Genomic DNA, 20,928 nt, shown 5'->3' with positions numbered 1-20,928 from the left:
CTCCTTCAGCGATTAACGGGTACTGGGGGCACCTCGCTATTGTCATCCACAACCACACCACTGTTCAATCTCTGCTGCAACATATGATCCTGCAAATAAGCGTTAATACGGCGACGTTGCTCCAGAAGTTGTTCATTGCCAGCCCCCTGACTTTGATTTACTACCGGGCCGGTTTGCAGGCTTACCGGGGTAGCAGCCCCCATCAGCGGACGGGTGTTGAGCACGGGCAAAGGATCTGTCTCCTCAGCACCCTGATATTGTTGCACGCCAACCACTGCCATCAAGGCCACAGCCGCCGCGATGCCATACTGGCCTAGCTGGCGCATAAAGGGCACGACCAGCGCTTTCTGCTGTTGCGCGCCACTATTAGTTTGCGTAGTTTGCGGAGCCAATATCACAGGTTCAGCTTCCAGGGCAGCCGCGATTCGGGAGGATAAATCAAGATGCAGGCTTTCAGGTATATCACCGCGCATGGCGTCACCAATTAAATGGTAACGTTGCCACTGAGCACGAGAATCTGTATCCGCAGCAAGCTCAGCGAGAGTCTGGCGATCGGTTTCGCCATCAACACTTGCAGATACCCATTCCTGTCCGATCTTTTCCATTTTTAAGTCTCTCTAAAGGGTGTAAAACATGGCTGATGGAGCCGAGGCTCCTCAGGATTCCAGCAGTGGCTGCAGCTTCCTGTCTATCACTTCCCTTGCACGGAAAATTCGCGAGCGGACGGTACCTACAGGGCACTCCATCACGTTAGCGATATCCTCGTAGCTCATACCATCGAGCTCACGCAGAGAAATGGCCATCTTCAACTCCTCGGGCAACTCTTCCAACGTCTCAAACACCACTCGTTTGATTTCGTCAGACAACATCAGCCGCTCCGGTGAGGCAAACTCTTTTAATGCATCGCTGCCGTCATAATATTCGGCTTCATCGGCATCCACATCGTTGGCAGGTGCCCTGCGCCCCTGAGATACCAAATGGTTTTTCGCCGTATTGACCGCGATGCGGTACAGCCAGGTATAAAACGCACTCTCGCCACGGAAGTTGGCCAGTGCCCGGTATGCTTTGATAAAGGCCTCTTGCGCTACATCGGCCACATCGGCCTGATTACGCACATACCTTGATATCAGGTTGATTACCCGGCTCTGGTATCGCAACACCAGTAGATTAAAGGCGTTTTTATCTCCGCGCTGAACCAGCTCTACGAGCTCTTGATCGCTTTTTTGTCCACTCATCCGAGCCGACTTCTCCCAAATCTAACACACTGATTTTTCAGTCGCTCGAATCATAACTATTTATGTAGACCAGCGTGTCTTGAAAAAGTTCTGCAATTTTTATTAAAAAAACCCTGATCGGGGCAAGTACCCTAAAATCCCAACTTTGTTTATCATAGCGGGACATTTGAATCCGTCATGATACCCGATGAAACAAGCAGTTGAACACCAGTCAGACATTCTGGTTATTGGCAGCGGCGCCGCTGGCTTGACCTTGGCTCTCCATCTTGCTGAAAAAGCGAAGGTTATTTTGTTATCCAAAGGGCCATTGAGTGAGGGATCGACCTACTATGCCCAGGGTGGTATCGCATCGGTATTCGATGAAGGTGACACCATTGAGTCCCATGTAGCCGACACCCTGGTCGCCGGAGCAGGGATTTGCGATGAAGCAGTTGTCACTTTTACAGCAGAAAACGCCAAAGGTGCGATGCAATGGCTGATTAAGTGCGGAGTCCCCTTCGATAAGGAAGAGCACATCACCAATGAGGCACAGCCCTATCACCTGACCCGAGAAGGTGGCCACAGCCACAGACGTATTCTCCATGCCGCTGATGCAACGGGCAAAGCTGTTCAAACGACGCTGCAGGAGCTGGCAGCAACTCATCCAAACATTCAGGTTCTCGAGCGTTACAACGCTATTGACCTGATTACCAGTCGCAAACTGGGGCGCGCTGGTAACCGGGTACTGGGGGCTTATGTGTGGAACCGCAGTCTTGAGCAGGTCGAAACGGTAAAGGCTCGCTTTGTAGCATTAGCCACCGGTGGCAGCTCAAAAGTGTATCAGTACACATCCAACCCGGATGTGGCCAGCGGTGATGGTATCGCTATGGCATGGCGTGCTGGCTGCCGTGTTGCCAACATGGAATTCAACCAATTTCATCCAACGTGCCTGTTCCATGCAGAAGCCAGAAACTTCCTCCTCACGGAGGCATTGCGTGGCGAAGGGGCGTATTTACGCCGTCCTGATGGCAGCCGCTTTATGCCGGACTTTGACGAGCGCGCCGAACTTGCTCCCCGCGACATCGTTGCCCGCGCCATCGACTATGAAATGAAGCGCCTGGGTGTCGACTGCATGTATCTCGACATCAGCCACAAACCGGCCGACTTCATCATCAAGCACTTCCCTACCATCCACAGCCGCTGCCTGGAATTAGGGCTGGATATCACCAAAGAGCCTATCCCAATTGTGCCAGCCGCCCACTACACCTGTGGAGGGGTGATGACTGACCTGCACGGCCAGACCGATCTCAATGGTCTGTATGCGATTGGTGAAGTGGCTTACACCGGCCTACACGGAGCCAACCGTCTGGCCAGTAACTCGCTGCTGGAATGCTTGGTGTTTGCCCGCGCTGCCGCCATGGATATCGAAAGCCTGATCGGGAAAATTCCTATGCCGGGCTCCTTACCCGCCTGGGATGAGAGCCGGGTGAGTAACTCTGATGAAGAAGTGGTGATTGCCCACAACTGGCACGAGCTGCGCCTGTTTATGTGGGACTACGTTGGCATTGTGCGAACCGATAAACGCCTGGAGCGGGCGCTCAGGCGCGTAACCATGCTGCAACAGGAAATTCAGGAGTACTATTCCAACTTCCGTGTCAGCAACAATTTACTGGAGCTGCGCAACCTGGTGCAGGTGGCTGAACTGATTATTCGCTGCGCCATGGCACGTAAAGAGAGCCGGGGGCTGCATTGCAATCTGGATCATCCCGAAAAGCTCGAGCACTCAGGCCCGACTATTCTGAGCCCCGAGCGCTAAGTAAGGTGCGGCACAGGTCGCGATAATCGCCATCGCTGAGCATATCAGCAAACACACATTCAAGACGGCGCCCGCCGTCTTGATTGTTTATCAGCATCAGACACATAAAGGGCGTCACCCAGTGACGGTTAAGAGTATGCCTGCCCCGCGCGTCTTCGAGGCAGCCAAAGGCATCAAGACTGAATTGCCAGCGCCAATGCTTCAGATGAAGCAATCGGCACACAAAATAGCCGCTGATAAGGATAAATATAGCGATTTGCAACACTCTCAGAGACAGAGATAAATAGGCAGGCCAGGCGAGCAAGCTGGTAAGGAAAAGCGACCACAGGATCAGCAAGCTGAAATACTGATCCCGGGAGGCTCGGAGTGAAAATCTATGGCGCCTCGCGTCCACGAACCTTGATCACCATGGCGGCAAGCTCAGGATCCTGGCACTTTTCATGGCCCATAAACCAGGCAAACAGCTCAGGGTCTTCACACTCAAGCAGGCGCACAAATATCGCTTTGTCTGCGTCGCTCAAGGCTTCGTAGTACTGTTCAACAAAGGGCTGAAACAACACGTCCAACTCCAACATACCGCGACGACAGGCCCAGCGAACCCTGGCGATACTCATAACTTCAGTCACTTGATGCTTCCTTTAACCTCGGAAAAACTGCGGCTAAGTCTATCAGGATCGACGGCGCTATGACCAGCGACTCAAAACTTTTGCACCTGACTGTCCCTTCCAGCAAACAGATCAGTAAAGTCGGTTTCCAATAGCCTTTTCACTGCAGGATGCTGGATCATCCGCTCAGCGAATATGACGTGGTACTCCTCACGTACATCCTGGGTTTCTCCCAGCAGCCGCATTCCGTGTCCGAGAATATCCTGCTTATAAATGGAAGGTGCGACAAAAATACCCTGTCCGAAAAATCCAAATGCTTTCATCATAGCGGCATCATCGAATTCGCCAAGAATACGGACTTCAAGATTCTTTTCTGCAAACCAGCGATGCAACTGTTGCCCAAGGCTGGTCCGCTTACCCGGAATAAGTAACTTATCCTGCTCCAGGCAAGCAGGAAACGGCTTACTGTAATCCATTGCAGAGAAAAAGCTAACCCCACACTCGCCAAGCTTTTTAGACAGGATTTCCGGATATTTGATCGACTCACCGGCGCAGTCAGACAAAATCATATCCAACTTGTGCTCGCGCAACCGGGTCATAAGAGTCTCATGGGTAGCTTCATAACAGGCCAGACGCATACTGCCATCGGTAGGTAACACACTGAGCAACACCCTGCTTGAAAGCGCCTTGGATAACACATCGGCAATACCCACTTCAAATAGCATGGCGGCATCTTTACGATAGTTGAGAATATCCAAAAGCTCGTAACTCAGATTAAACATCTTGTCGGCATAGCGATATACCAGCTCGCCAAGCTCGGTTGGCTCCAGCTGGCGGCCAACCCGCTTGAACAGAGCCCCACCAAGACGCTCTTCCAGCGCCCTGATTTGACCGGTTACCGTCTGAGGCGTAAGACACAGGGCCTCGGCGGCCTTGGCCACCGACCCCTTACTCTGAACCATCCAGAAGTAATACAGATGGTTATAATTGAGGTGCTGCATCTGGATCAGGCGTCCTTATTTGAGGCGCTGGCAATCAAGCAGACTGTACATTGCCTGGGTCAAACCGTTCTGGTCCTGTACTTCCCCGGAATTCACCGCCTCAGAAAGGCCTTCAAGCAATACCTGCCGGTCCGGAATTCGGTCTGCACAAAAACGTCGATTGGCATCCTGAAAGCGGCTTCCTCCTCGGTATTTAAGGGCCCGGCTCTCAAAACCATCGCTTTGAGGCCTGGCTCCAAGGGCGCTGGTTTTATACATCAGGGCTCCATCTACCACGCCCCCCAGGTAGCTTTGACAGGCTTCACCCTTACTGTCTTTTAGACACTTATCCATAGACGAGGCTGCGGCGCCCCCCGATAGCAAAGACAGAGTAATTACAGAGACTAATTTCATCTTCATGCTTTTTCTCCCGCTTGAGGCAATACTTTAGACAACCAGAAGTAACCGATAACTGCTGCAAACAGCGAACCGAGCAGAATACCAAGACGCGCAAGATCCCCATAGGCTTCTGCGCCATGTTCAAATGCCAGTGAAGCGATAAACATTGACATGGTAAAGCCTATACCGCACATCACCGACACAGGGGCAATCTGGCGCCAACCAATGCCCTGAGGCAGTTCAGCCAGACGCAATTTCACCGCGATGTAACTAAATACCATCACCCCAATAGGTTTACCCAGCAGCAAGCCCAGCGCAATGCCCACTGGCACGGGAGAAGTCAGGCTATCGAGTCCCACATTACCCAGTGGCACGCCGGCGTTGGCAAAGGCAAACACAGGCAGAATGAGGAAGTTACTCCAGGGGTGCAGACTGTGCTCCAAATGCTCAGACGGCGAACTGCCATCTTTTGCCCGCAGCGGAATACAGAAAGCAATCACCACACCGGCCAAGGTCGCATGTACGCCGGATTTGAGCACGGCAATCCAGAGGATGATACCGAGCACACCGTAGGGGGTGAGTGCAGTCACACCCTTACGGTTAAGCGCCACCAGACCGGTAACGGCCACAGCGGCAATAATGAGGCTCAACATCGACAAATCTGTGCTGTAAAACAGCGCGATAATCACAATTACGCCAAGGTCATCAATTATGGCAAGCGCCAACAGAAACACCTTCAGCGCCACAGGCACCCTATTACCCAGCAGCGCCATAATACCCAGCGCAAAGGCGATATCGGTGGCAGCCGGGATAGCCCAGCCTACCTTGGTAGCGGGGTCAGCATAGTTGAAGAAAAGATAAATGGCCGCAGGCACCAGCATGCCGCCGATGGCGGCAAAGGTAGGCAGCGACGCCTTGGCCGGACTCGACAGCGCGCCTTCCAGCAGCTCGCGTTTAACTTCCAGACCAATGAGCAAGAAGAACAGCGCCATCAGGCCGTCATTAATCCACAGCAGCAGCGGCTTATTGATGTCCAACGCGCCAAAACGCACCTGCATTTCGGTGTCCAGAAAACCCTGATACAGGCCGGCAAGCGGTGAGTTGGCGAGCAACATTGCCAGTGCAACGGCCACCAGCAGCAAGATGCCACCGGCAGACTCCTGGCTCAAAAAATTACGAATAGCCTTATCCATTTCGTTACTCCCAAAGAAACCTAATGTCCTGAGTGTAGCGAAATCAGACTAACAAACATAATCGTATGTTTCTGCCTGATACCTCGATATTTCCGAAGTATCAGGCGAAAGTTTAATCAACTAGATGGCAACTGGAGCCTTGATGTGGGGATGAGGGTCATAACCGCTGAGTTCGAAGTCTTCGAAGCGATAGTCAAAAATCGACTCTGGACGACGTAAAATGGTCATTGTGGGCAGTGCACGTGGCTCACGGGAGAGCTGCAACCGGGTTTGTTCCATATGATTGCTGTACAGGTGGGTATCGCCTCCGGTCCAGACGAAGTCGCCCAGATCCAGATCGCACTGCTGTGCCACCATCATGGTCAACAAGGCATAGCTGGCGATGTTAAATGGCAAGCCCAGGAACACGTCGCAGGAGCGCTGATACAGCTGGCAGCTGAGCTTGCCATCAGCCACATAAAACTGGAAAAACGCATGACAGGGCGCCAGTGCCATCTTATCGAGCTCACCCACATTCCAGGCCGACACAATCAGGCGGCGTGAGTCAGGATTGGACTTAATCTGTTCAATCACCTGGGTTATCTGGTCGATATGGCGGCCATCCGGTGTTGGCCAACTGCGCCACTGGGCGCCATAAACCGGCCCGAGGTTGCCATTTCCATCGGCCCACTCGTCCCAAATACTTACTTTATTTTCACGCAGATAAGCCACATTGGTATCACCCTGCAAAAACCAAAGTAATTCATGAATAATCGAGCGAAGATGGCACTTCTTGGTGGTGACCAGCGGAAAACCTTCGTTAAGATCAAAGCGCATCTGATAACCAAACACTGAACGGGTACCGGTTCCGGTTCTGTCACTCTTGTCAGTGCCCTTATCGAGAATGTGCTGCATTAAATTAAGATATTGCTTCATCAGCGCGCTTCCTGTTTACGCAAATTCAAATAGAGGACGAATGCGTTAGCCCATCACAAGACGTATGCCAATCAAGATCAGCAGCAACGCAAAGATTTTTTTTAGTACTGCAGTGGGCCAGTGAGTTGCCGCCTTGACGCCCAAAGGCGCAGTAAGTACAGAGGTGCATACAATACCAATCAATGCAGGCAGATAGATATAACCGAGGGTATATTCCGGAAGACCCTCTGCATTCCAACCCGCAACGACATAACTAAGACTGCCGGCGATAGCAATAAGTAAACCCGTACCGGAGGAAACGCCCACTGCGACCCTCATGACGACACCAAAAAAGGTGAGCAGGGGCACAAGCAGAACACCACCGCCGATCCCCATCAGCCCAGCTATCAAAGCGATAATAAACACAATAATAAACAGAGCTTTACCATTCGGCAATGAACGTATCGACTCCGTTTTTACAGGGTAAGCCATTTGTGCTGCCATCAGGATCACAAATGCAGCAAACGCCTGCCGAAGGGTGTCAGCGGGGATCCTCTCGGAAACAAATCCAGACGCCAAAGCACCAAGCAGTACCGCCGGTGCCAGCACTCTCAACAGCCCAAAATCAAGATTCCCACGGCCATGATGAGCCTTGGCTGATGACAAGGAAGTAAGAATAATCGCACAAAGAGAAGTGGCTATAGACACATGTGGCAAAAACTCAGCGCCGAAACCAACCCTTGGTAAAAGATACAGCAGCGCCGGTACAATCATCAGGCCACCGCCAATCCCCAAAAGGCCAGCCATGAAGCCTACAAGCCCCCCCAGGAGTACGCACCAGCCAACCACCCAAAGCACTTTATCCACCAGCAAACCTTTCTGTCTTTTTTATTGGCCGGATAACCCACATAAGCTTAGCCGAGAAGGGATATCAGATTACGGGTATCCAGGTATTCCCGCACCAGTTCACGCACATCATTGCCATTGGACATTTGCAATACCAATTCCAACAAAGCCTCCAGCTCACGTCGCTCCACCCTGCGCAGCAAATAATTGACGCGGGCAAGGCTACCTTGGTTCATGGACAACTGATCGTAACCCATAGCGACCAACAGTAGCGCCCCCATGGGTTCCCCTGCGAGTTCACCACACACACTGACCTCAAGATTGAGCTGACGGCAATCGACCAAGGCCTGTCTGAGGGCCCGTAAGATCCCGGGGTGGAATGAGTCAAACAAGCTGCTGACTCTGGGGTTATTGCGATCTACCGCAAGCAAATACTGAGTTAAATCATTACTGCCAACGGATACAAAGTCGACCCTTTTTGCCACCTCGGATAACTGAAACAGCAGTGCAGGTACTTCCAACATCACACCAATAGGTGGACGTTTCAGTGAAGGGTTTATATCTGCTTTAAGTTCATTAAACGCCTGTTCAAGATACAAAAGTGCTTCGTCAATTTCATCAATACTGCTCACCATCGGCAGCAGAATTTTAAGATTGTCACCATCTCCCGAGGCCTGCATCATTGCGCGCAGTTGCACCAAAAACAGCTCAGGATGATCCAACGACAAGCGTATTCCCCTCCATCCCAAAAACGGATTTTCTTCGGTGATGGGGAAATAAGGTAAGGGCTTATCACCGCCCACATCCAGCGTTCGCATCACTACAGGCCGCCCCGCGGCAGACTGCAGCACGCTTTGATACACCTTGACCTGTTCAGATTCAGAGGGGAACCGCTGTTGCAACATAAAGGGAATTTCACTGCGATACAGACCTATTCCATCCGCACCATCAGCGATTTCAGTGGCCACTCCACTCATCAGCCCCGCATTCAAATAAAGGTGTATCCGATGACCATCTTTGGTTATCGCAGGCTCATTCAGCTCATCGGCATATTGCCTTGCCAGCGCCCTCTGCGCACTGATCAGATTTCGATATTCATCCACGACAGCCGGAGATGGTGACACCATCAACAGGCCTCTACTTGCGTTGAGCACCAATAACTTTTTATCCAGATTAGCCTGTAATACCTGTTCAACGCCGATAATGGCCGGCACTCCCAATGCCCTCGCCAGTATCGCAGCGTGCGAGTTCACACCACCAAGCTCTGTCACAATGCCAGCCAGCTTCTGCCGAGGAAACTCAGCCAAGATCCCGGTATCAGCTTCCCTGGTCACCAAAATAACCGGCTTGTCGGGATCTAATGCCATTCGCCCCGGCTCAATAAGTTGCCGTAGTACCCGTTGCCCCAATTCCCGAATGTCGCTTGCCCGCTCACGTAGATATGCATCTTCCATGGTCTCAAATTGGGCAATGTAACGCAGGGACACCCTGCTGACTGCTGATTCAGCACTCCAACCATTGGCTACCTCACGCTGATACTCGCCGCCCAGACTTTCGTCTTCCAGCAGAGATTGCAGGGAGGTAAAAATCGAATTGAGTTCATCATCCTGATCACCATCAAAACGCTGTGCAAGCGCCGAGAGCGCATCACGGCTCCGGCTTATTGCGATACGAAGCCGTTCCGATTCTGCATCCCTGCTTTTCCCCTTGAGATCAGGTTGACGTAACGAAATCTCGCCACCCAACACCAGGGCATGAGCGATAGCCACTCCAGGAGATGCACTGGTTCCGGTAAAAAGTATCTGCTCATCGAGGGAATGCACTTCAGCCCGCCGCTTGAGGCCACGAATTGCCATGGCAAGCTGGGCTGCCAGTGTCATTAAAAAGGCTTCTTCACCTTCATTGAACTGACGAGCCTGGGCTTGTTGAACCACAATCACGCCAAGCAGCTGCTTCTGATAAATGATGGGAGCAGCCAAAAAAGCACGGTATTCATCTTCATTGGCTTCAGGAAATAATTTAAATCTGGGATGGAGGTGAGCATCGGCAAGGTTGATAGCTTCTTCACGTTCAGCAACCAAACCGACTAACCCTTCAGTGACAGGCATTCGCACCCGACCAACAGCGTTTTTTTCCAGACCATCGGTGGCCGACAACACCAGTTGCTGCTTCTCCAGGATATACACAGAACAACACTCTGTATCCATGGCAGCCTTGGTCTGAGCTACCAGTGACTCCAGCGCCAATTCGAGCGTATGCGCCGAAGCCACAGATTGTGTAATATCCCTTAACGTATTGAGCACTGGCAGATCCCCCTCGACTGTCGGCGCGCCTTTATAGCTAACGTCCCTTAATACGCTTGCCCCTTGGCTGTTCACGGGTCTGTAAAGCCAGGGCGGTTGGCGCAAACTCCTTCATCACCTTACGGTAAACGTCCCGTTTGAACGAAACCACCTGACGTACCGGATACCAATAACTGACCCATCGCCAGTCATCAAATTCAGGATGACCAGTCGAATTGAAGTTAATGGCATTTTCCGGACTCTTGAGCATCAGTAAAAACCACTTCTGTTTTTGGCCTATGCATACAGGCTTGCTGTCCTGACGAACCAGACGTTTGGGCAAACGATACCTGAGCCATGAGCGGGTAGACGTCAAAATTTGCACATGTTCGGGCCTTAAACCAACTTCCTCATAAAGCTCCCTATACATAGCATCTTCCGCACTTTCACCATCATCTAACCCACCCTGAGGGAATTGCCATGAGTGCTGTCCGAATCGCCTGGCCCACATTACCTGGCCAAAAGAGTTACAGATTATGATGCCCACATTTGCGCGAAAGCCGTCGCTATCAATCACATGGACTCCAAAATAGACAAATCGTAATGAAAGGATTGTTTCACAAAGCCAAGCTGGCAGCAAACTCCTATTTAGGCTAAAGCTTTGGATAATTTTTTACGACCGGGACGATTATCAACAGAGGCTGCAACAGTAAACCGATCATATCCACAAAAACTGTGGATATCTCTGTAGGCAACTGGTAACAAAACCGGAATGTGTTCATTATTAACCCAGATCCATAAAGATCCAAATGGCAACAATCAAAGCTCATCTGCATGTTATTAAAGTTATTTTTATCATTACCTCAATAAAGAAACAGCCACACCCTGAAGATCGCACAAAAAAAAAGCAGCTGAATAATGTGACTAATACCAGCTGAAGCAAAGTCAATTTTATACACATGAATAAGGTTGGCAGCCGTCAAAAACAGAACAAAATGGCGTTTTTTTTTCATTGACAGGTCATTTTAAGTGGGGTAATGCACGATTTATTTCAAGTTATCCCATAAATCTGTGGATAAATATGTGAGGAAAGATGGGGCAGACAGCGGGTAACTTTTTGCCAATTCTTCGACACACTATTACGAAAAATTTATTTTCTTTAATATCAGCACATTAATATAAAAACACACATTAAAACTTATCCAACGAAAACGGGAGGACAAAAAACAACCAAGATTGATCTTATCCCCAAAGGGGTTAAAATCCGCCTATGACCACAGCACGATCGCCACAAACTCTCGAAGAACTTCTTTGCCGCGCCTACCAAATGGCGGGACTTTCCATTGGCCAATTGGCGGCGGGTCTGGGTTTGCCCGTACCGAATAATCTAAAGCGTGATAAAGGCTGGATCGGGCAGTTGATCGAGCAGGAGTTAGGTGCACAGGCAGGATCACGCCCGGAGCAGGATTTTCTACATCTGGGAGTTGAGCTCAAAACCATTCCCATCGATGCACAGGGCAAACCACTGGAAACAACTTACGTCTGTGTAGCCCCATTGATGAATGTAAGCGGCATGAGATGGGAGCACAGTCTGGTAAAACACAAACTTGAACGGGTACTGTGGATCCCGGTTGAAGGAGACAGAAACATTCCGTTGGCTGCAAGACGCGTAGGTACACCGGTGCTTTGGAGCCCAAATCAAGATGAAGAACAACTGCTCAGGCAAGATTGGGAAGAAATTCTTGAATTAATCGCCCTGGGCCAAGTCAGTACCCTCACGGCACGCCATGGAGAAGTATTGCAACTGCGCCCAAAAGCAGCCAATGCAGCAGCCAAAACCGAATGTATTATGGAAGATGGTACCGTAGGTTTAACCAACCCAAGGGGTTTTTATCTTAAAATCCCATTCACCAGCGCAATATTACGCCAAGCATTTGGTTATTGACCGACGCTATGCCCAATATAGCCGCAAGCCTTGATTAAGATCACGACAAAGGCTGGTAATGAGGCACAGGTTTTCTATAAACTACCCCTTTCTTTGTAATACCTTTATCGGATACCGAAACTGTCGTGAGAGCGAGTCGTCAGGCTAAAAAGCTATTGTTTGCCATTTTGGCCTGGGGCATTGCCATGGCTGCGTTCGTTTTCTTCCGATACGCCCAAACACAGGATCTGCCTCAGTGGGCCGTTGGTTCAGCCGATTTGGCGACTCTTGCGATTTACATGGGCATCATTTTCGGTAGCCTGCACTGGATGTCGAATCTGATTGCCGACTTCAGTGCAATCAATCGTTTACCCTATTTATTCTCGGTATTATTCAAAGGGCTATTTTTACTGCTTGGCGCCACTACCCTTGCTTATATCACCCAGTTTTTGAATATGTGGGCCATTGAGAACCACATGACAACTCTGAGGCAAATGCTGACCGTGCATGTGCTCTACAGCCCTTCATTTCAGGCTTTGATTGTCTATTTGGTGGTAGTCAGAATGGGGCTTGCCTTTCTGGAGCAGATGGCGTTGCTGGTAGGCCCCCGAGTGCTTTTCAATATCGGACTCGGAAAATACCACAAGCCCAGATACGAACAACGGCTCTTCCTTTATCTGGACATGGTTGCCAGTACCACCCATGCAGAATCGCTGGGGGATTATCGGTTCAGCCGTTTAATCCAGGACAGTTTCAGCCTGCTCTCAGACACTGTTGCCAGCAACGAAGCTGAGATTTATCGCTATATGGGCGATGCCGTGCTTATTCACTGGCCGCTCCATGAAGGGGTGAAAGACGACAGATGTATGAACATCTATTGGGAATTTAGCCAACAACTCAACTGGCAACGGCAGTATTTCGAAGAACACTATGGTTTTGTACCAAAATTTAAGGCTGCTGCTCACTGTGGCCAGGTAGTAGCAGCCGTGGTTGGCGTACAAAAACAGGAAATCAGTTTCTTCAGCGACGTATTGAATACCCTGGCGCGGTTGCAAGATCAGTGCAATCCACTGGGGCAGCGTATGCTTATCTCCGGAGCGCTTGCCAATCGACTCGAAGCTGAAGACAGCGACTATCAACTGTCCGCCATGGGACCGGTAAAACTCAAGGGCAAACAACACTCCATTGAAGTATTTGGTGTGACACCAAAACGGCAGCCTGATTAATCAGCCGGATGGCATTAATATTTTAATCCCGGGTCTTTTCCTTACCCAGCAATGCCTCGATTTCCAGTCCCAGGGTTCGGAAAGTACGAATTCGGCTGGTAGTTTGCCGCCAGACCAAGCCAATATCCCGATAAGGCGAACTGCCAGGCGGATCCATTACCTTCAATTCGGTGTCATTCAAAATACCCGCGTCTATGGCCATTTGTGGCAAAAACGTGGTTCCCAACTTACTGTTCACCATTTGCACCAATGTATGCAAACTGGTTGCTGCAAAGGGGTTTATTTTACTTGAATCCCCCAACTGACAAGCGCTTATTGCGTGGCCAGTAATGCAATGCTCACTTTGTAACAAGAAAATGCTTTCATCGGGTAACGTCTGATAATCCACAGGGTCATGCATTGCATCAGACAGTTCTCTGTGAACCACCATTTTGAACGGATCAATGCCTACCTTCATGCTGAAAAATCCGCTGGTGTCCACAGGTAATGCCAGCAGTAAGAGATCCAACTCTCCCTTGCTTAACGCTTCCAGCAGCCGCTCGGTAGTATCTTCTTTAAGCAACAGCACTAACTCTGGATAATTCTGTTGGCAGTGGCGCACCACTCTGCTCAGTAAAAATGGCGCTATGGTAGGGATACACCCCAACCGAATTTCTCCGGTCATTGGCTCTCCCTGATTACGCACAAGCTCCACCAAATCATCTACATCGGTAAGAATTTTTCGACACCGTCCGACCACCTCTTCACCAATGGCGGTAAACATAAATGATTTATGATCTCGCTCAATTAACTGATGCCCCAATTGTTCCTCAAGATTCTGGATACCACTTGAGAGCGTAGACTGACTAACATTACTTATCTTGGCGGCGCGATTAAAATTTTGTTCCTGATAGAGATTTACCAGATAGTAGAGATTCTTAAGACTGGGAAGATGTTTCATTTTATCGATTACCACCGCAGGAATGAATTGAATCAACCAAGAAACTCTAACACAAGTTAAACGCAGCTGTATAAGCACGGCAATCAGTTCTGTGAACAATATCTGCCCTGTAATTTGCTAAGCCATAAGGATGCACTAGACTTAACGGGATTATTTGAACAGGGATCCTCAAATGTCGGGGCTGAAAGGGATTTTGTCCTTGCTGCTGTTGTGTTTCTCCTTGCCCTCACTTGGTGAGGTTATCAATCTGTCCGGTGCCAACAGGCAACTGCCTTTAACGCCACTGTACCAAACACTGCCGTCACCCAAGTCTGAAACGCTCAAATTGCCATCCCATACGTTGCGTAATGAGGACGGTTCACCATGGCAAACTCTTTCGCTACATAATCAATCCCGGAACACACTATCCTTCATACTGACACAGCCACTGTGGCAAACAACTCCAAAACTTTTCCTGCACAGAGCCGATAGCACGGACCTTGCAGAATTACGGATGACTCAGGCACCATTTCCCATGCCTGCGCATCAGGTCAGCATAAAACTTGAAGCAGGCGAAAAAGTCAGCCTGTATCTGCAAGGCAAACATCTTCCCCAAACTCTTTGGAAAACATCCTGGTGGATAAGCTGGACCCAACAACAAAGCACAGTAATGTTATTGTTGCTCGGCTCAGAATTGGCCCTATTACTGGTACTGGGATTATTAAGCCTGGTACCAAAGACGCGAACCCCACTCACTGCGATTGCTTTGCTAAGTTTGTTTGCCCTGCTTCCGTTTCTGTACCCTCAAACCAGCATCAATACATTGCTCCCACTTTGGCCATTAAGCCTTGCACTCACCCAAGCCCTGGTAAATTACCGACTTTATTACAGTGCAGCGCTCATCCCATCATTAAGAACAACACTGATTATAATCACATTTTTCTCCATAACAGTCTCTGTGGCGGCGCTGATTTTACCCATCATTTCTCAAACACAAATCTTATCCGTGCTATTGGCCGGATGCTTTATCAGTTCACTTGCTCTGCTGCAGCTATTTATGAAAAGGCAGGAAAGCGAGTGGCTATTGCTTGCCGGATTGCAGTTGCTTACAGCTATTATTGCCAACGCCCTGTCGTCTGGACCAGAGCTTGAAAGCATTACTTTTATCACGTCGTTGCCACTGCTAATGGCTACGTTGGTATTGCTTTATCTTTGCCAAAAGCTTAATCAGCCCACGTCTCATAAACTCAACGCCAAAGCCACACTTAAAGAAATCGTGCGCCATAAAGAGGCATATTTATTGGAAGAGCGTTATGAATTGCTACTAAATCAACAACGTGAACTGGAATTGCAACACAAATTACTACAGGAGAAAAACGCCATCGATTTTCTCACCGGACTGAGAAACAGGCAGTTTTTTGATGAGAGGTTTAAAAGTGAGCTCTCACGAAGCGCGAGAGAATCCACCCCAATCAGTTTGTTACTTATCGATATAGATCATTTTAAAACGGTTAACGACAGATACGGCCACCGGGTGGGTGATGAAGTTCTGAAAGTGGTGGCCAAGCGTCTTTACTATGTTCTTAAACGGCCATCCGATGCCGTGTGCCGTTACGGCGGAGAAGAATTTGCCATTATCCTACCCAATACCCACGGCCAGGGAGCGCTGCATATCGCAGAATTGATACTCAATACTATCCGGGCCAAACCTGTGATCACAGCACAAGGGAATATACACTGTGCGGTCAGTATCGGCATTGCGTCTACGGTTCATAGCTTCCATCAACCAGAGTCAAGACTGATTGAAGACGCAGATAAGGCGTTATACCGGGCTAAAGAGAATGGCAGAGGCCGGATTGAATTGGCGCCCGCCAAGCCCTATGTGGTCAAAGACGAGCGCTCGATGCAAGCCTGATCAGGCTTTGGTTTGCAGAAAACTTTTCAGTGCAGCAAGGTCTTCAAAAGCATTGTTTGAGATTGCCTGTAACCATTCATTGTGGCCTGCATCCCATGCAGCATCTTCACCATGCTGAAGCAACTGAGCATATTGCTGAATGCGCTTAAGTCCCACACTACCTGCAGCACCTTTGAATTTGTGGGCCTCTGAACAAAGAGTCTCTTTATCACCAGATTCTTTTGCTTTCACCAGGTTACCGACATACTCAGGCATTAACTGCTCAAACAATACAACACTCTTAAGCAGGGTCCCGGCACCGATAGCACTGCAGTATTGTTCCAGCGTATTGAGATCCAGGATCATGTCCAGTTCAGCAGTAGCCATCATGGCCCCCTATTAAAGTCAGTGAAGTTTTTACCGGCTAATCAGCCAACGTTGATAGGGCACATAATACCCTCTCTGACCTTGGGTGCAACCGTCTGCAGCCTGACATCGTTTGTTATTTCCTAAAATTAACAAATATTTAACCGTTTATCATTCTGTGCCACTGTTTTATAGACTTTTGATTTAGGGTCAGTCAGATAGCATTGCATGAGTTTGCTTGATTCAGCCTCCGGACGTCACTGCCTTTTTGAGAAATGGAAACGAAGTCAGGCTGCCCTGGCCACCGGATGTTACCAAACGATCAGTAATTGCAGTCAGCCCCAACCACTTATGACCACACCACTCGGGTGCCAGCAGCAGGGGCGCACGGGCATGTGCGGTCACCCGATGATAAATAATGTGGGCAGGGGTACGGCAAATAAGCTCTGCAGCGCTGTCAGCATACTGCTGGAGCGTCAGAGTCTGAAGGCGGCCGGCGCGCCACTGCTTGGCCATGGTGCTGCCTTCCACAACATGCAGCGGATGCAGTTTCAAGCCATCCACCCCCAATTCCAACACCTGCTGATGACTGAAAAGATAGTCGTCATGTCCCTCGCCGGGTAGCCCCAAAATAAGGTGAGTACAAACTTTGATACCCCGGGCTCGGGCACGTATCACAGCGTCTTCATAGGCGGAAAAGCTATGGCCCCGATTTACGCGCCGCAAGGTTTCATCCCGGGCGGACTGCAAACCAAGGTCGAGCCATACCTCAATACCTCTGTCCCGGTAATTGCCGAGCAAGTCCAATACTTTATCGGGTACACAATCCGGCCGGGTGCCGACAAATAACCCGGCCACCTTACCGAGTGACAGCGCCTCATCATAGCGAGCCTTCAGAACTGAGACTTCATCGTAGGTGCTGGTATAAGCCTGAAAGTAGATAAAGAAGAGTTCATCTTCCTGTCCGGTCATTTGACGCTGCAGCTGAGCGCTAATGTTGTAGCGTTCACCATCGTCAGTGTTAAAGGAAGGCACATGACAGAAAGTACACCCCCCGATGCCAAGATTGCCGTCCCGATTAGGACAGGTGAAATGGGCATCCAGCGTCAGTTTTCGGACCCGGCGGCCATAGCGCTTCCGACAATCATTGCCAAAGGTATTCACCAGTGCATCAAGGCCTGGAGACACAGATACAGATTGGGCCACGCCAAACTCCGCTAATTAGAACACATCAAAGAAAATATGCGGGCACTCTAGCCGCTTCCCCTTGACAGGATCCGGATCCAGGTCAATTACAGCCTATTTAATACCTTTTTGTGATGCACATCGCCAAATCAAATCCCCAAAACGGAACTTAATCACGCTTTTTGAATAGTTAGTCAACCACCAAGCTGCACCAGCGAGCGACTGTATTTGCAAAAAAAATCACTATTCCCAAACAAAAGACAATGGCTCACATTGTTACATTTTGGTAAATCAGAAATGTGTACATTTTTAAAATTGCTATTATTCATAATGTTATACGACAAACTTATCAGTTGACGTTAACGTAAATTGATTATCATAAGTGTATGAAACATGATTTTTTACCCATACTTTATGCAATCTTTAGGTTTGACCTTTGTAAATTCTCAGGATAATTTGAGAGATTCGGGTGCATATCTATTATTTTTTTGCGTGATTCCCCGAGCAGTATCAATCAGAGGTTTTAGGTGGGGGATTTGTATGAGCTTGTATCATCCCAGTTTCGAGCGGGACAATTGTGGATTCGGTCTGATAGCCCAGATGGACGGAGAGGCCAGCCATCGCATTGTGCGTACCGCCATTACGGGACTGGATCGCATGAAACACCGAGGCGGTATTGCCTCAGATGGTCGCACCGGTGACGGCTGTGGCCTGCTCATGCAGCTGCCGATCAAATTCTTTGAGGCCATTGCCGCCGAGAACGACTGGCACCTTTCCCGTAAATTTGCCGTGGGCATGTTCTTTTTAAGCCAGGATGAAGAGCGCGTCGCCGCTACCCGTTTCCTGCTCGAGCGTGAGCTGGAAAAAGAAACCCTGTGCATTGCCGGTTGGCGCGAAGTGCCGGTTAACCCGGACGTGCTGGGTGATATCGGCAAATCCAGCCTGCCCCGCATTGTACAGGTGCTGATCAACGCCCCCATCGGCTGGCGTGAAAAGGATCTGGAACGTCGTCTGTACATGGCCCGTCGTCGCCTCGAGCAGCAAATGACTGCCGACCCAGATTTTTATGTGGCCAGCCTCTCCGGTCAGGTGATTGTGTACAAGGGCCTGATGATGCCCGCCGATCTGCCTGCCTTCTATCCAGACCTTGCAGACATTCGTCTGGAAAGCGCCATCTGTCTGTTCCACCAGCGCTTTTCAACCAACACCTCGCCCAAGTGGCCACTGGCACAGCCATTTCGCTACCTGGCGCACAACGGTGAAATCAACACCATCACCGGCAACCGTCAATGGGCCCGTGCCCGTGCGTACAAATTCAACTCGCCACTGCTGCCCGATTTGCAGCAGGCCGCGCCCTTTGTAAACGAAACCGGCTCCGACTCGTCCTCACTGGATAACATGCTGGAAATGCTGCTCTCCGGCGGTATGGATCTGTACCGCGCCATGCGTTTGCTGATCCCGCCCGCATGGCAAAGTAACCCAGAGATGGACGAAGAGCTGAAAGCCTTCTACGACTTCAACTCCATGCATATGGAGCCCTGGGACGGCCCGGCCGGCATTGTGATGACCAATGGCCGCCACGCTGCCTGCGCCGTGGACCGTAACGGCCTGCGTCCATCCCGTTATGTGATCACCAAAGACCGCATCCTGACCCTGGCTTCTGAAGTGGGCATTTGGGACTACCAGCCCGATGAAGTGGTCGAAAAAGGCCGCGTGGGCCCAGGCGAACTGCTGGTGCTCGATACCCTTAACGGCCGTCTGTACCAGTCATTTGAGATTGATAACGACCTCAAACGCCGTCACCCCTACAAGGAGTGGATGGCGAAAAACAGCCGCACCCTGAAACCGGCCGAAGAGATGACCAGCGAGCAGCACGGTGCCAGCGAATTCAGCCGTGACACCCTGTTGCAGTATCAAAAACTGTTTGGCTACAGCCGTGAAGAACTTGAGCAGGTGATTTGGGTTCTGGCACGTCAGGGCGAAGAAGCCGTGGGCTCCATGGGTGACGATACCCCTATGGCAGTGCTGTCGAAAAAGCAGCGTTCCCTGTACGACTACTTCCGTCAGAAGTTTGCCCAGGTGACCAACCCGCCTATCGATCCATTGCGTGAAAAGCACGTCATGTCGCTGGCCACCTGCGTTGGCCGTGAGCAAAACCTGTTTAACGAAACCACGGGCAAAGCCTACCGGGTGATGTTTAACTCTCCGGTACTGCTGTACTCCGACTTCAATCAGTTGATGTCGCTCGATAAAGCCTATTACCGAGCCAATATTGTCGACCTGAACTACGACCCAGCCGAAGGACTGGAAAATGCCATCCGCCGTATCACCGACGATGCGGAGCGTCTGGCCCGTACCGGCACCACACTGCTGGTTCTCTCAGACCGCGCAGTGGCCAAAAACCGTCAGGTGATCCCTGCCGCCATGGCCGTCGGTGCTGTGCAGCAGATGCTGGTATCCAAGAGCCTGCGCTGCGACACCAACATCATTGTTGAAACCGCATCTGCCCGCGATCCACACCACTTTGCGGTATTGCTGGGCTTTGGTGCCACGGCCATCTACCCCTATCTGGTGTATGAATCAATCGCAGATATGGCCAAGCGCAACGACGCCGACGACATGGTCGCCCTGATGCTGAACTTCCGTTACGGTATCGAAAAGGGACTGCGCAAAATCATGTCCAAGATGGGGATCAGCACAGTGGCCTCTTATCGCTGCAGCCAGCAATTTGAAGCCATCGGTCTTGCCCGTGACGTGATTGAGCTCTGCTTCAAAGGCGTGGTGAGCCGTATCGAAGGCGTTGGTTTCGATCATCTGGCCAAGGATCAGAAGCAACTGCATCTGGCAGCTTTCCGCCCCCATGTTGCACTGCCTCAGGGCGGTCTGCTCAAGTACGTGGAAGGTGGCGAATACCACGCCTTCAACCCGGATGTGGTTAACACCCTGCAGGCCTCCCTCCATGGCCGCGACTATAGCAAATACAAAGAGTTCGCCCGCCTGGTGGACGAGCGTCCGGTGGCCATGCTGCGTGACCTTTTCAGCGTAAAAGGTACAGACGCCGCCATTGAACTGGCCAAGGTAGAAGAAGCCAAGGCACTGTATCCACGCTTTGACAGCGCCGCCATGAGTATTGGCGCTCTGAGTCCGGAAGCCCACGAGGCGCTGGCCATTGCCATGAACCGCCT

The 20,928-nt window shown here is 50.5% G+C and carries 19 protein-coding genes; 5 read left to right on the top strand and 14 right to left on the bottom strand.

What is annotated here, in order from left to right; all coding sequences use genetic code 11:
• Nucleotides 1–5: 5 nt before the first annotated feature.
• On the bottom strand, nucleotides 6–605 hold the full coding sequence (locus tag ABYK60_RS00095) for a sigma-E factor negative regulatory protein (protein WP_372869674.1): 600 nt from the start codon (nucleotides 603–605) through the stop codon (nucleotides 6–8).
• Nucleotides 606–656: 51 nt separating this feature from the next.
• On the bottom strand, nucleotides 657–1,235 hold the full coding sequence (gene rpoE, locus ABYK60_RS00090; protein WP_372869672.1) for an RNA polymerase sigma factor RpoE: 579 nt from the start codon (nucleotides 1,233–1,235) through the stop codon (nucleotides 657–659).
• 187 nt (nucleotides 1,236–1,422) lie between these two features.
• Between rpoE and nadB the strand changes: the two genes are divergently transcribed.
• Complete coding sequence (gene nadB, locus ABYK60_RS00085; RefSeq protein ID WP_372869670.1) at nucleotides 1,423–3,030, top strand: L-aspartate oxidase; 1,608 nt, start codon at nucleotides 1,423–1,425, stop codon at nucleotides 3,028–3,030.
• Here nadB and ABYK60_RS00080 read toward each other — a convergent pair.
• The 9 genes from ABYK60_RS00080 to rppH all read right to left on the bottom strand — a co-directional run bounded on the left by ABYK60_RS00080 (nucleotide 3,008) and on the right by rppH (nucleotide 10,806).
• The gene (locus tag ABYK60_RS00080; protein WP_372869668.1) at nucleotides 3,008–3,367 is read right to left on the bottom strand and encodes a protein YgfX; all 360 of its coding nucleotides are present in this window, start codon (nucleotides 3,365–3,367) and stop codon (nucleotides 3,008–3,010) included. The genes nadB and ABYK60_RS00080 overlap by 23 nt on opposite strands.
• 37 nt (nucleotides 3,368–3,404) lie before the next feature.
• On the bottom strand, nucleotides 3,405–3,644 hold the full coding sequence (locus ABYK60_RS00075) for a succinate dehydrogenase assembly factor 2 (protein WP_372869888.1): 240 nt from the start codon (nucleotides 3,642–3,644) through the stop codon (nucleotides 3,405–3,407).
• 83 nt (nucleotides 3,645–3,727) lie between these two features.
• A complete protein-coding gene (nhaR, locus tag ABYK60_RS00070; protein WP_372869666.1) occupies nucleotides 3,728–4,636 on the bottom strand; it encodes a transcriptional activator NhaR in 909 nt (302 codons plus the stop codon).
• 15 nt (nucleotides 4,637–4,651) lie between these two features.
• Complete coding sequence (locus tag ABYK60_RS00065; RefSeq protein WP_372869664.1) at nucleotides 4,652–5,035, bottom strand: hypothetical protein; 384 nt, start codon at nucleotides 5,033–5,035, stop codon at nucleotides 4,652–4,654.
• Nucleotides 5,032–6,207 (bottom strand): Na+/H+ antiporter NhaA, encoded by a 1,176-nt coding sequence (gene nhaA / locus ABYK60_RS00060; RefSeq protein WP_372869662.1) that lies wholly within the window; start codon nucleotides 6,205–6,207, stop codon nucleotides 5,032–5,034. Before nhaA ends, ABYK60_RS00065 begins: the two co-directional genes overlap by 4 nt.
• A 120-nt stretch (nucleotides 6,208–6,327) precedes the next feature.
• On the bottom strand, nucleotides 6,328–7,122 hold the full coding sequence (gene thyA, locus ABYK60_RS00055; RefSeq protein ID WP_372869660.1) for a thymidylate synthase: 795 nt from the start codon (nucleotides 7,120–7,122) through the stop codon (nucleotides 6,328–6,330).
• A 45-nt stretch (nucleotides 7,123–7,167) separates the two neighbouring features.
• Nucleotides 7,168–7,968: a sulfite exporter TauE/SafE family protein gene (locus tag ABYK60_RS00050; protein WP_372869658.1), complete on the bottom strand. Its 801-nt coding sequence runs from the start codon at nucleotides 7,966–7,968 to the stop codon at nucleotides 7,168–7,170.
• Between the two features lie 47 nt (nucleotides 7,969–8,015).
• Nucleotides 8,016–10,250 carry a phosphoenolpyruvate--protein phosphotransferase gene (ptsP, locus tag ABYK60_RS00045; RefSeq protein WP_372869657.1) on the bottom strand — a complete coding sequence of 745 codons (2,235 nt, stop codon included), beginning with the start codon at nucleotides 10,248–10,250 and terminating at the stop codon, nucleotides 8,016–8,018.
• A 37-nt stretch (nucleotides 10,251–10,287) separates the two neighbouring features.
• Nucleotides 10,288–10,806, bottom strand: a complete 519-nt coding sequence (gene rppH, locus ABYK60_RS00040; protein ID WP_372869656.1) for an RNA pyrophosphohydrolase — start codon at nucleotides 10,804–10,806, stop codon at nucleotides 10,288–10,290.
• 693 nt (nucleotides 10,807–11,499) lie between these two features.
• Here rppH and mutH point away from each other — a divergent pair.
• Both mutH and ABYK60_RS00030 read left to right on the top strand, forming a co-directional pair.
• Nucleotides 11,500–12,174: a DNA mismatch repair endonuclease MutH gene (gene mutH / locus ABYK60_RS00035; protein WP_372869654.1), complete on the top strand. Its 675-nt coding sequence runs from the start codon at nucleotides 11,500–11,502 to the stop codon at nucleotides 12,172–12,174.
• Nucleotides 12,175–12,299: 125 nt separating this feature from the next.
• Nucleotides 12,300–13,379: an adenylate/guanylate cyclase domain-containing protein gene (locus ABYK60_RS00030; protein ID WP_372869652.1), complete on the top strand. Its 1,080-nt coding sequence runs from the start codon at nucleotides 12,300–12,302 to the stop codon at nucleotides 13,377–13,379.
• Between the two features lie 22 nt (nucleotides 13,380–13,401).
• Here ABYK60_RS00030 and oxyR read toward each other — a convergent pair whose 3' ends face one another.
• Nucleotides 13,402–14,319: a hydrogen peroxide-inducible genes transcriptional activator OxyR gene (gene oxyR / locus ABYK60_RS00025; protein WP_372869886.1), complete on the bottom strand. Its 918-nt coding sequence runs from the start codon at nucleotides 14,317–14,319 to the stop codon at nucleotides 13,402–13,404.
• A 340-nt stretch (nucleotides 14,320–14,659) separates the two neighbouring features.
• On the opposite strand from oxyR, the gene ABYK60_RS00020 reads away from it, so the two are divergent.
• Nucleotides 14,660–16,213 (top strand): diguanylate cyclase, encoded by a 1,554-nt coding sequence (locus ABYK60_RS00020; RefSeq protein WP_372869651.1) that lies wholly within the window; start codon nucleotides 14,660–14,662, stop codon nucleotides 16,211–16,213.
• Here ABYK60_RS00020 and ABYK60_RS00015 read toward each other — a convergent pair whose 3' ends face one another.
• Nucleotides 16,214–16,579, bottom strand: coding sequence for an Hpt domain-containing protein (locus ABYK60_RS00015; RefSeq protein WP_372869884.1), 366 nt, complete (start codon nucleotides 16,577–16,579; stop codon nucleotides 16,214–16,216).
• A 222-nt stretch (nucleotides 16,580–16,801) separates the two neighbouring features.
• Complete coding sequence (locus tag ABYK60_RS00010; protein WP_372869649.1) at nucleotides 16,802–17,764, bottom strand: TIGR01212 family radical SAM protein; 963 nt, start codon at nucleotides 17,762–17,764, stop codon at nucleotides 16,802–16,804.
• A 519-nt stretch (nucleotides 17,765–18,283) separates the two neighbouring features.
• Between ABYK60_RS00010 and gltB the strand changes: the two genes are divergently transcribed.
• Nucleotides 18,284–20,928 (top strand): glutamate synthase large subunit (gltB, locus tag ABYK60_RS00005; RefSeq protein ID WP_372869647.1); only part of this gene is annotated, 2,645 nt, incomplete at its 3' end.

It is taken from the genome of Shewanella sp. (genome assembly GCF_041630135.1).
Lineage (GTDB): Bacteria > Pseudomonadota > Gammaproteobacteria > Enterobacterales > Shewanellaceae > Shewanella.
Note: the sequence above shows the minus strand (reverse complement) of the source record. Positions and strands in the feature narration are given on the sequence as shown.